This window comes from Actinophytocola glycyrrhizae, assembly GCF_042653545.1.
In the GTDB taxonomy this organism is placed as follows: domain Bacteria; phylum Actinomycetota; class Actinomycetes; order Mycobacteriales; family Pseudonocardiaceae; genus Actinophytocola; species Actinophytocola glycyrrhizae.
Genome location: NZ_JBHSIS010000011.1, coordinates 97788 through 109307, shown reverse-complemented (window position 1 = coordinate 109307; position 11520 = coordinate 97788). Strand labels below are relative to the sequence as shown.

Below are 11520 nucleotides of genomic sequence, written 5' to 3'. Positions count from 1 at the left end.
TGCGTGCGCTCGTAGCCCGCCCTGGATCGGGAGTGAGTCCGACACCCTCGCGTTCATTTCGGGAAGCCCGTCGTGAAGTAGTACGTCGCCGGGGTCAGGTGCAGCGGCACAGAAGGGTGGCCGTCGAGGTTGGCGCAGGCGGCCGGATCGTCCTTCAGGGTGACTCGCGGGCACAGCTCCCACGCGGAGATGGTGATCTCGCTCCCGCAGGTACGCGCAGCCGAGCCTGGTGAGGTTCGACAGCGCCGCACCCGTGACGGGCTTCGGCGGCCCCGCCGGGTTCGGCAGTGGCACGGTCCGGGCATGGGCGACCGGCTCGTAGCCGACGACGGGGACGTTCGCGTCCGGTGGCCCGGACCCCGCGAGCGGGTCCGGGCCACCGGACGGTCCTGGCTGGGCGGGGCTCAGCCCGCCGGGTTGACCACCGAGATGGTCAGGTCGTCGCCCGCGTCACCGGTCACCGTGACCCGTGTGCCGTGGCCGGCGACCTTCACGCTGCCCTGCGGGTTCGCGGTGCTGTAGTAGGCGTTCGGGTCGGTGTCGTCGAACACCGGGATGCCCGGCGCCGACGGCGCGCACGCGGCGAGCGTGGTGACCGTCTGCTGCTTGCCCTTGCCGGTCAGCACCTCCTTGTGGAGGCACGTCTCGTCGGTGGCCTCCAGGCCGAACGTGGCGTCGAACGGCTGGCGGCGGTTGCTCGGCCGTGTCCCGTCCGACCACGAGAACGGCTCCGGCCGCGCGTCGACGACCATCGCCGAGCCCGCCCCGGGGTGTTCGCTGACGTTGTTGTCGCCATGGGAGCGGTCCACGTACCAGACCAGCATGCCGTTCTGGAACCTGAAGAACTCCACCCAGTTCGGCGCGGTCATGCCCTTGCTGAACTGGTACGGGCCCTCGGCGAGCAGCGCGTCCGAGCCGACGTACTCCCGGTTCTCCACCAGGTAGTAGCGCTCGAACGTGCCGGTCTCGGTGCCCGTCGAGATCTTCCACCGGCCCTGCGCGGTCCAGCCGTTGGTGCCGTTCTCGACGTCGTCGGCGAACAGCGTGGTGCCGCCGCTTTTGACGGTGATGTCGTCGAGGAAAGCGCCGGGCAGGTGCACGCCGCCGTCGCTCTGGAACCGGAACCGGAACTGCGATGCCTGGCCGCCCGGGTCGTAGGAGAACCGCAGCGACGTCCACTTGCCCGCCGAGTCACCGTCGACCAGTGCGCCCGCGCGGGCCCAGTTGGCGCCGCCGTCGAGCGAGTACTCGCCGACGAGGAAGTCGTAGTCGGCCTCGATCGAGTACCAGGCGTTGGCCGTGACCGTGATCCGCGAGGCGGCGGGCACATCCCTGGTGAGCGACTGGTTCAGGTCGTCGGCGGAGCCGGTCCACCAGGCGTTGGCGCCCGAGGATGGCGTGGTGTAGCTGGTGCTCGCGGTCCTGTCCGGCAGGTTGACCCGGACCGCCTGGTCCTTGCCGTCCACCTGGAACTGCGCCGGGTTGAGCGTGAAGTCGCCGGAGGAGCCGAGGTCCACGGTGCTGTGGTCGAGCCAGCCGAGGAACAGCTTCTCCTCCGCGCCCATCAGGCCGGGGTGGGTGCCGATGCCGTGGTTGGCCGCGGCGCCGTGGCCCAGCCACGAGCCGGAGCTCATCAGCGTCCAGAACGCGGTCGAGTTCTCGCCGCCCGCGGTGTCGTAGTAGTCCGGCAGGCCCAGGTCGTGGCCGAACTCGTGGCAGAACACGCCGAGGCCGCCGTTCTCTGGCTCGGTGGTGTAGTCGCCGAGCCAGTACTTCGACGCGCCGATCCGGGCGCCGCCCGCCTTGTTCTGGGTGTCGCCGACCTGCGGGCCGGTCAGGCCGTAGTCGTCGCCGTTGACGTACCAGCGGTGCGACCAGATGGCGTCCTCGCCCTGCGCGCCGCCGCCCGCGTCCTCGCCCTCACCGGCGTGCACCGCCTGGAAGTGGTCGAGGTAGCCGTCGGCCTCGTCGAAGTCGCCGTCGTGGTCCCAGTCGTTGCGGTCCCACACGTCGAACTGCGCGAGGTAGGCGTCGATCTCCTCCGGGGTCTTCCCGGCCGCGATCTGCGAGTCCCACCACGCGTTGCCCGCGTCGGAGATGAAGTCCCACGAACCGCCGCTGTCCTCGCGGGCGTTGTCGCCGTACCAGGACGCGTTGTAGGGCACCTTCACCCAGTCGGTGACGGTGTTGGTCACCGAGTAGCGGCCGTTCGACAGCGCCTCGTAGTACGTGCGCATCGACTCGCCGTCGCCGTTGAAGTGCTCCTCGTAGAACGCCTTGTCGAAGTCCGGCGCCCACTCGGTCGAGTTGTCGACACTCCGGTCGGGCTCGGGGATCTCGTTGTGCAGCGGCCCGGGGACGGTGCCGTACCGGCCGGAGCTCTGCTCGCCGAACTCGGCGAGGATCGTGAAGATCTTGTCCTGGCGGACCGTCGTGGTCTCGACGAACTTGCCGGGCTCCAGCTCGACCACGCCGTCGGCGTTCGGCTCGGCCTGGCCCTTCGCGACCTTCTCGATGGCCTGCTTGCGCAGCTCGGTGCGCTGTTTGGTCAGCGGCCCCGGCCGGTTGTCCTCCCGGTGCGCCGGGGGCTTCGACGGCGGCGCGCTGTCTCGTGTCGGGCTTGCGTCGACCGCGCCCGGCAGCAGGGCTGCCAGTACGGCGGCGACCGCGGCGCTCGAGAGCGCCCCGGCGGCGAACTTCTTCACGGGCTCGTCCTTCTGGTGCAGCGAAAATCGGCCAACGGCCGGGGAGTCTTACACACGAAAAGAACCAGGAGAAGATTGTTGACGACACCGTGACATTCCCATTAGGCGTTTCCGCTGGGAATAATTCCGGAGCGCCGACCTGCGGCTATGTCGCAGAAAAAAGGCAGGGCGACAGGTCGGACGAGCCATGTGGAACAATTCCGACACAACAGGCGGCCGATTTCTTCAGCCGACTTTCGCCCACCCATACAGGCGTACGACGCGCCGCTGGTGTCACACGACGAGCCGGGCGGCCGCGCTCCGTTGGCGCGGCCGCCCCTCCCCGGCCTGCGCTCAGCCGATGCCCATGACACCGACCATCACCGGCATCGCGAGCAGGATCAGCGCCGCTCCGAGCACGTCGAACGAGACGCCGGAGCGGATCATGGTCGTGATCGGCACGGCGCCCGAGCCGTACACGACCGCGTTCTGCGGGGTGGAGACCGGCAGCATGAACCCGAACGACGCCGCGAACGTCGCCGCCATCGCGGGCACGATCGGGTCGACGCCCGCCCCCACGGCGACGGAGATGACGATCGGCACCACGACCGACGCGGACGCCGTGTTGCTCGTCGTCTCCGACACGATCACCGCGAGCAGCACGGCGAAGATCGTGATGGTGACCGTGCTGCTGAGGCCGAGCGCGTCCGAAGCGGACGTGCCGAGCGTCTCGGCCAGCCCGGTGGTGCGCAGCAGCGCGCCGAAGATGATGCCGGTGCCGAACAGGACGATCGTGCCCCAGTCGATCTGGGCGGCGTCGCGCCAGCGCAGCGTGTACTCGCGCTTGGCCCAGTCGGTCGGCAGCAGGAACAGCAGGCTCGCGCCGAGCACCGCGACGACACCCTCGTCGAGCCGGTCGCTGATCGCGGCGTAGGCGGCGGAGTCGTTGCCCGCGATCAGCGCCACCACCCCCGGCGTGATCCACAGTACGACCGTGGTCCCGAACGCGACCAGCGTGTTCTTCTCCGCGCGGGACAACGGGCCCATCGCCGCGCGTTCCTTCGCGACGTAGTCCGCGACCCCCTCGATGCGCCGGATCTCCGGACGGTTGAGCAGGAGCAGCACCACCGCGAGCAGGAGGAACATCACGAGGCAGATCGGCAGCGCCGTGCCCATCCACTGCGCGAACGAGATCCGTTCGCCGGTGGCCTCCTCGATCTGCGCGCGCCCGATCAGGTTCGGTGGGCTGCCGACCGGGGTCAGCAGACCGCCGACACTCGCGCCGTACGCCAGCATCAGCATGATCGCCGCACCGACCCGCAATCGCAGCGGGTCGAAGTCCTCCGCGACGATTCCCCGCTCCTGCAACAGCTTCGCGATCACGGACAGGATGCCGATCGCGGTCGGCAGCAGCATCGCGACGGTCGCGGTGTTCGACACGAACGCCGACAGCACACACGTGATGCCCCCGAACGCGATGATCACGCCGGTGGTCGAGGTGCCCACCCTGGGCAGGGCGAGGATGCGGAACGCGAACCGCCGCGCGAGGCCGTGTTTGAGCATGGCCTGCGCGAGGATGAACGCGCCGATGAACGTGAAGATGGTCGACGACCCGAACGGCGCGAGCACGTCGTCGACCGGGGCGACGTCGAGCACCACCACGGCCGAGGTGCCGATCAGCCCGGCGACGGGGATCGGCACCGCCTCGGTGACCCACAGGACGATGACGCCGAGCAGCACACCGCCGAGCGTCTGCTGGTCACCTGGAAGATCGAGTGGCAACGCGAGGAAAACGACGGTGACCAACGGCGCGAGCCACAAACCCGTGGTGCGCCTGGCCTTCTCGAATCTTTCCTCGGCCGGCGTGAGCCGCTGCTCGCCGAGGCTGCGGTAGGTGGCATGTCCCAGCAGCGCCTTGTCGACGTCGGTCCGGGATCTGGTCTGGTCCTCCGGCACGGGCCCTCCAACGGATCGGCATTGATCCACGAGACCCCTTCATTCAACCGCGCGACGCAAGCGTTCACGGGTTCGCTTCGTCCGGCAGGAACCGCGCAAGGTGGTCGACGAGCTGCCGGTGCTCGCAGCCGACGCACAGTGCGAGGGTTCGCACCACCGTGGGCTCCACCTCCACGACGCCTTCCGGGTTCTCGATCAGAGTGTTGTGTGCCCACTGGATGAGCAGCGGGTAGCCGCCGCTTCGGTCCTTGGCCAACGTGGTCAGGTCGACTCTGAGCGGCAGCGTGTCCAGGTCGATCCGTGCCCGTTGCAGCGCCTGGTGGAGCAGCACCGGTGCCGCGACTCCGAGTGCCCGGCACACCTCGATGAACCTCAGCATCGTGAGATGCCGGGTGCCGTGTTCATAGGACAACAGGGTCCGGTCGCCGATGCCGGACGGCAGCAGCGCCACCAAGTGCCTCCGCGACCACCCGTTCGACTCGCGGAACCGCCGCAGTTCCTCACCGACCGCTCGGCTGGTGGCCCTGTCCCACCGCTTCCGGTGGCTCGGATCGTCCACGCCCGAGGACTGGAAGCCCGCGCTCACCGCAGATCACCCGAGATGCGGCAGTGCTCGATCGGCAGCAGGACTTCCAGGCAGGGCCAGCCGACACCACACTCCATGCACAGTCCTGAGCGCGCACCTGGCCGGTGCGCCCGCAACGCCACCACCAGTAGCTCGTACTGACGCACCGTCGGCACAAGTTCCGTCTCACACCGCCGATGCTTGCCCACGGTTGCTCCGTTTCATCGTCTGTTGCTAGACAGCCGGGACACGCAGCCTCGGCAGGTCTTCGCCCGGGTCGACGGGGATCGGCAGCGTCAGCAGTTCGGTGGCGAGCTTGACGAACCGCTCCAGGGCCGGACGCTCGAACAGCATCTCGACGCCGTCCTTGACGTCGCCGAACACGATGTGCAGGTCGTGATCGCCGGTGAACTCGCCGGACATCCGGCAGTCCTCGGGGATGTCGAGCCACACGGCTGCCCCGGGCCGGCTGGTGGTCATGCCGAACGGCCCGGGGACTGGACCCACGTGCGGCCGCGCATCGTCTTGATCAGTACCTGCGACCCGGTGTTCGGGTTCCCAGGTTGCTGCTCATGTCCAGACCCGATCCCCGGCTCGCTCCGCACCGACATGGTCACCTCCCGTGTTGACTAGAGGTGAACGCTATGGGCCCGCCAGTAAGGCGAGGGGCACAAATCGTGCCCTCACTCGATCGAGCTACGCCGCGATACCCACCCGCATGCAGAGGTCAGCCACCTCGGCACGGAATCCAGCCGGGGGACGGGTGCGCAGATCGAGCAACATCTCGCGGGCGAACCCGTTGTAGCGGATCGTCTCGGGTGCCGTCCGCTCTGCCTTGTCGAGAAGAGCCCACACCGCGTGCTGGTCGTCGAGCTGGTGGTGAGCCCGCGCGACCTCGATGAGGTGGCGGCTACGACGCGGCACCGAAACGATCGCATCCGGGTCGACACTGTTCGCGGCCCGCACAGCCTCCCCCGCTCGCCGCAACTCGACGCCGAGCGTGGTCGCGTGAGCCGCCATCACCGCCGTCGAGAACGAGGACTGGACGTGGCGGTACCGCGGGCCGAGCGACCGCGCGATGGTGTCCGCGCGCTCAAGGTGAGCCCACGCCTCACCATGGCGGCCTCGGCGCGCGTGCACGTAGGCGATCTCTGCCCACAGCGCGCCCGTGATGCCACGCCAGTCCGTGGGCGCCCGGTCGAGGTGAGGGGACAGCTGGTGAACGGCGTCCGACGCGAGCTCAATGGCTTCATCCCACCGGGCCGCGTCGCGCAGTGCCTGGACCATGGCCCACGCACCACCCGCGATCACGTATGGATCGTCGGCCTCCCGCGCCTCGGTGAGCGCCCGGTCCGCGACCATCCACACCAGCTCGGTAGCGGGCTGGTAGGCGACGTAGAAGTCAGTTAGCTGGTAGACGCCAGCGAGGATCCGCCGAGCGGCCCGCCGGTCGTCGGTGCCGACCATGCGGGCGGCGCGCTGTGCGGCGGTGATCAAGCCGGGTAGAAGCAAGCCGAGCTGCGTGCGGTGGTCTGGGCTGGCGTGCCGCACCTGCCATGCCTGATCGAGCCGCAGCGCGAGGTGGTCGAGGTTCGGCGGGCGGCCGGTGGGCGTGACCTGGTACGAGGTGATCGCGGACTGCACCGCGGTCAGTGCGCTGTGGCGCTCTCCCGCGAACACGCTGACGGGCACGGCGTGACCGTCACCCGCGAGGTCGGCGAGATCGGCCAGCTCCAGCACCTGCGCGAGCCGCAGCAGCATCGGCAGACGTGGCACCTGCAGGCGCCCGCCCTCGACGCCCTTGAGCCACCCGGCCGTCTTGCCGACCTGCCCGGCCAGGACCGGGCGTGACATTCCGCGCTGCTTGCGGTACCACTCGATGCGCCTGCCGATGGGCAAGGCAGGGTCAGGCGTCGACATGACACACCTCTCGCCGTTGGACCTCTCGCGGCCCGGCTTGTCGACCGGGCCTACCTCGGCGAGAGGTACGGCAACCAGGCTACCGCCGCTCGCCACGCTCAGCCCTCGCGACATGGAAGGCGCGTCGGGACCGTGGCACCATTGTGAGTGTGCCCACGAACATTGATCTCGCGTCCGTGGACAGCGACCAGGCAGCGCACCATCTGAACGAGCTGGTCGAGCTGTACACCGAGGTCTATGCCGAACCGCCCTACCAATGGGGCCGGGAGCATGCCGAACTGTTCGTTGAACGCTTCGAGGGCCAGCGCAGGCAAGACGGCTTCCGGCTCGTCGAAGCCCGCGATCACGGGCAGCTCGCTGGCATCGGGTTCGGCGTGACGCTGCTGCCGGACACGCCGTGGTGGCAGAACCTCCTCACGCCGGTGAGCAAGGACATGACCCAGGAGTACTCGAACCGGACTTTCGCGGTGGTCGAACTGCTGGTGCGCACGCCGTGGCGTCGGCGGCACATTGCCGAGGGGATACACAACCGGCTGCTGAGCGACCGCGTCGAAGAACGCGCGACACTGACTGTGCTGCCCGCAGCCGAAGCGGCTCAGGCCGCCTACCGCAAGTGGGGCTGGCAGAAGGTGGCGCAGAAGCGCAACCCGCTACCAGGGTCGCCGGTCTTCGACGTGATGGTGAAACACCTGGCGGAGCCACCTGGAACCAAACTCGGCCGGGTGGCCGGAGACCGCCCGTAGCGACGGGCTCGGCAGTGGTGGAGGAGGGAGTCGAACCCTCTGTGTGCAAGACGCCCGGTTTACAGCCGGGTGGGGCTCCGCAGCCCCGTCTCCACCAAAGGAAAGCCGCCCGGAAGGTTCCCCCGACAGGCGGCTTCCTTGGTACGACACGGAAATCACGTCATGGTAGGAAGCCTTCGCGGATAGGCGAGTGCCCTGCCTGCCATGACGTCTCCTCCAGATCTCCGTGCGTCACACCGGATCCTCACGCATTCCCACCCGCCACGCCAGCGAATTACCGGGGCACCGGCGCTCACGCTTCTCGTAGCTCGGCGAGCAACCCCTGGACAGCGGTGCCGAACCCGGCCATGGCCGTGCGGTGGAAGCGGGGGCCGTAGGACACGCGTGCGACGCCGATCTCCCGCAGCGTGGCCAGGTCGAGGTTCTCACCGGTGTTGCCGTTGACCGGTCCCGGCAGTTCGGCGACCAGTGCCGCCATGTCGTGCCTGTCGCGCACGCCGATCGGGTAGACGCAGTCGGCGCCCGCCTCCAGGTAGCGCCTGCCCCGCCGCACCGTCTCCGCGAGCCGCACCGGTTCCGGTATCCCGCTCTCCGGCAGGAAGGCGTCGACGCGGGCGTTGATCACGATCGGCACCCCGGCAGCGGTCGCGGCCGAGCGGACCTCGGCCAGCCACTGGGCGTGCGCACCGGCTTCGGCCAGCCCGCCTGCCCGGTGGTCGGTGTCCTCCAGGTTGCAGCCGACGGCCCCGGTCGCCAGCAACCGGTCGACCAGTTCCCCCGGCCGCATGCCGTAGCCCGCCTCGGCGTCCACGGTCACCGGAACGGACACCGCCCTGGCGATCCGCCCGGCCGCGGCGAACATCTCCTGCCACGGCGCGCCCTCACCGTCGGGGTACCCGAGCACCGCCGACACGGCCGCGCTCGCGGTCGCGACGGCGGGAAAGCCCGCGTCGGCGACGACCTTCGCGCTGGCCGCGTCCCACACGTTGGGCAGCACCAGCAGCTCACCGCCGTGCAGGTCGCGGAGCAGTTCCGCGCGTGCCTTGCGCTCTGCGGTCATCCAGTTCCTCCATTCAGGACAGGGATCGGGGCGACTCGTTGCGGCGCAGGCATTCCGAGTGCGATGACCGCACCGGCGAACGCGAGCACGGAGACCGCGGCCATCGCGGCCGAGAACCCGTCCGTGAACGCCTGTGCCGATGCGTACCCCCCGGCAGCACCGAACACGGCGACCGACACCGACGTGCCGAACACCCCGCCGAACATACGCAACATCATGAAGATCCCGGACGCCTGACCGATCTCCTGCTGCCGGACCGCACCGACGACCGCCTTCTGCGCCGCTGGCATGGCCATCGTGCAACCGGCACTGCCGACGACCAGCGCGGGCAGGATCTCCAGATACCCGGTGTCCGTGTCGAGGACCACGGCGACCCACGCCATGCCCAGTCCCTGGAGCAGGAGCCCGCCGACGACGAACGTCCGCTCACCGACCCTGTCGACCAGCCGCCCCGCGATCGGCGCACACACCATCAGCGTCGCGGTCCACGGCACCAGCAGTAGGCCGGCGCCCAGCGGCCCGTGGCCCCGCACGACCTGGAAGTACTGGGCGAGGAAGAACATCGTGCCGTACAGCGACGCGAACACGAGGAAGTTCGCCGGGTTGGCCGTGGCGAACGCCCTCGACCGGAAGAACCGCATCGGCAGCATCGGCCACTCGGTGCGCCGTTCCCACCACCAGAACGCGAGCACCAGCGCGGCACCGGCCGCCAGCGCGCCGACCACCTCCGCGCTGCCCCAGCCCGCCGCGTTGCCGCGGACCAGCGCCCAGACGACGCCGAACGCGCCGACGGTGACGAGCACGACACCGGTCAGGTCGAGCCGGTTCGCCGGGCCGGTGCTCTCGTCGACGCGCCGCGTGGTGAGCAGGATCGCGAGCACCCCGACCGGCACGTTCAGCCAGAAGATCCACTGCCAGGCCAGCCCCTGCGCGATGGCGCCGCCGATCAGCGGGCCGCTGAACGTCGCCAGACCGGTGAGCCCCAGGTACAGCCCCATCGCCCGGCCCCGCCGCGCGGGCGGGAAGACCGCGCTGATCAGCGTGAGCGACAACGGCAGGACCAGCGCGGCACCGGCGCCCTGCAACGCGCGGGAGACGATCAGGACACCGATGTCCGGTGCCCGCGCGCACGCCACCGACGCGACGGTGAACAAGGCCAGCCCGGCGACGAACACCCGGCGACGGCCGAACCGGTCCCCCAGCGCCGCCCCGGTCAGCAGCAGCACCGCGAACGTCAGGTTGTAGGCGTTGACAACCCATTCGAGTGCTTCGACCGACGCGGTCAGGTCCGCCCTGATGGTGCTCAGCGCCGTCGTCACGACCAGGCTGTCCAGCGCCATCATGAACGAGGCCAGCGACGCCAGCCCCAGCACCCACGCCTGCCTGCCCGTCATCCCGCCGCGGCGCTCAGACATGCAGCGACCTCGGCAGCCCGAACGCCGGGAGCAGCGCGTTGTCGTGGAACCGGGTGAGCGCGGCGATCCGCTCGCCGGTCAATGTCAGCACGAGCACGCCGTGGGCGTGCAGGATCGGTGTCCTCGGGTCACTGAGGTAGCAGCCGAACGCGGGCTGGCCGTTGGCCCGCGTCGGGATCAGCACGTGCCGCCTGCCGCCACGCCACACGACGGTGGCGAGGAAGTGCCCCACCGCCACCGGACCCTGGTACTCCAACGGCAGCGGCGGCATGGTCAGCCACGCGTCGCCGGTCAGCATGGCCACGACCGCGCCGACGTCCCCCGCCTCGAAGGCACGGGCGAAGTCCGCCACGATCCGGCGTTCCCGCGGCGAGTCCGGCAGCGGCACGTCCTCCCGGCTCGCTCTCCCGAGCGCGCCACGGGCCCGGCGCAGCGCACTGGTCACCGCGTTCTCGGTCGTGCCGAGGATGTCCGCCACCTCCACGGCGCGGAACCCCAGCACGTCCCGCAGCACCAGCACCGCACGCTGTCGCGGCGGCAGTTGCTGCAACGCGGTCAGGAACGCCAGCGACACCGACTCCCTGACCTCGTACCGCGCGGCGGGCCCCGGCACCTGTTCCGCGATCCCTTCGAGCAGCACGTCGGGGTAGGGCTCCAGCCAGATCGGCTCCGCCCGGTGGTGCGAGGGCTCCGGCATCGGGACCTCCGGTCGGTGAACCGCGTTCTCGTGCGGACGGCGGGCCCCGGCCCGCAACGCGTTGAGGCAGCGGTTGGTGGCGATCCGGTACAGCCACGTGCGCACCGACGCGCGCCGCTCGTAGCCGCCGAGCCCCCGCCACGCCGCCAGCAACGTCTCCTGCACCAGGTCCTCGGCGTCCTGCACGGAGCCGAGCAGGCGGTAACAGTGCACGTGCAGCTCCCGCCGGTGCGGTTCGACGAGCGCGCGGAACGCCTCCCCGTCCCCACTTCCCGCCAGCGACAGCAGATCGTCGGTCTCCCCGGCTTGCGGTTGCTCCCGCATGCCCGGCTCCTTCCCTCGGGTGGTCCTCTCGACCGTATGGACACCGCCGCCACCGGAAAGTGGTCGCCCTGCGGACGCGCTCCCACTATCTCCACAGGATCTTCACATCCGCGCCGGACGGTCTCCACGACCGTTACCTAGAGTCGGCCGCATGGA

At 69.9% G+C, this 11520-nt stretch carries 9 protein-coding genes and 1 tRNA gene; 1 reads left to right on the top strand and 9 read right to left on the bottom strand.

From position 1 onward, the window contains the following. Positions 1-404 precede the first annotated feature (404 nt). The 5 genes from ACFPCV_RS25445 to ACFPCV_RS25425 all read right to left on the bottom strand — a co-directional run bounded on the left by ACFPCV_RS25445 (position 405) and on the right by ACFPCV_RS25425 (position 7125). Positions 405-2705, bottom strand: coding sequence for an immune inhibitor A domain-containing protein (locus ACFPCV_RS25445; protein WP_378058849.1), 2301 nt, complete (start codon positions 2703-2705; stop codon positions 405-407). Positions 2706-3038: 333 nt separating this feature from the next. Then, complete coding sequence (locus ACFPCV_RS25440) at positions 3039-4640, bottom strand: SLC13 family permease (protein ID WP_378058848.1); 1602 nt, start codon at positions 4638-4640, stop codon at positions 3039-3041. Positions 4641-4704: 64 nt separating this feature from the next. Further along, a complete protein-coding gene (locus tag ACFPCV_RS25435) occupies positions 4705-5226 on the bottom strand; it encodes a helix-turn-helix domain-containing protein (protein WP_378058847.1) in 522 nt (173 codons plus the stop codon). A gap of 213 nt (positions 5227-5439) precedes the next feature. Next, complete coding sequence (locus tag ACFPCV_RS25430) at positions 5440-5685, bottom strand: hypothetical protein (RefSeq protein ID WP_378058846.1); 246 nt, start codon at positions 5683-5685, stop codon at positions 5440-5442. Positions 5686-5901: 216 nt separating this feature from the next. Continuing rightward, positions 5902-7125: a helix-turn-helix domain-containing protein gene (locus ACFPCV_RS25425; protein ID WP_378058845.1), complete on the bottom strand. Its 1224-nt coding sequence runs from the start codon at positions 7123-7125 to the stop codon at positions 5902-5904. Between the two features lie 149 nt (positions 7126-7274). Between ACFPCV_RS25425 and ACFPCV_RS25420 the strand changes: the two genes are divergently transcribed. Continuing rightward, positions 7275-7868 carry a GNAT family N-acetyltransferase gene (locus ACFPCV_RS25420; protein ID WP_378058844.1) on the top strand — a complete coding sequence of 198 codons (594 nt, stop codon included), beginning with the start codon at positions 7275-7277 and terminating at the stop codon, positions 7866-7868. Positions 7869-7883: 15 nt separating this feature from the next. Here ACFPCV_RS25420 and ACFPCV_RS25415 read toward each other — a convergent pair. The 4 genes from ACFPCV_RS25415 to ACFPCV_RS25400 all read right to left on the bottom strand — a co-directional run bounded on the left by ACFPCV_RS25415 (position 7884) and on the right by ACFPCV_RS25400 (position 11364). Beyond that, positions 7884-7964, bottom strand: a tRNA-Tyr gene (locus tag ACFPCV_RS25415). Between the two features lie 196 nt (positions 7965-8160). Next, a complete protein-coding gene (locus ACFPCV_RS25410) occupies positions 8161-8928 on the bottom strand; it encodes an isocitrate lyase/PEP mutase family protein (RefSeq protein WP_378058843.1) in 768 nt (255 codons plus the stop codon). After that, the gene (locus ACFPCV_RS25405; protein WP_378058842.1) at positions 8925-10343 is read right to left on the bottom strand and encodes an MFS transporter; all 1419 of its coding nucleotides are present in this window, start codon (positions 10341-10343) and stop codon (positions 8925-8927) included. Before ACFPCV_RS25405 ends, ACFPCV_RS25410 begins: the two co-directional genes overlap by 4 nt. Beyond that, positions 10336-11364 (bottom strand): sigma-70 family RNA polymerase sigma factor, encoded by a 1029-nt coding sequence (locus ACFPCV_RS25400; RefSeq protein ID WP_378058841.1) that lies wholly within the window; start codon positions 11362-11364, stop codon positions 10336-10338. Before ACFPCV_RS25400 ends, ACFPCV_RS25405 begins: the two co-directional genes overlap by 8 nt. Positions 11365-11520 lie beyond the last annotated feature (156 nt).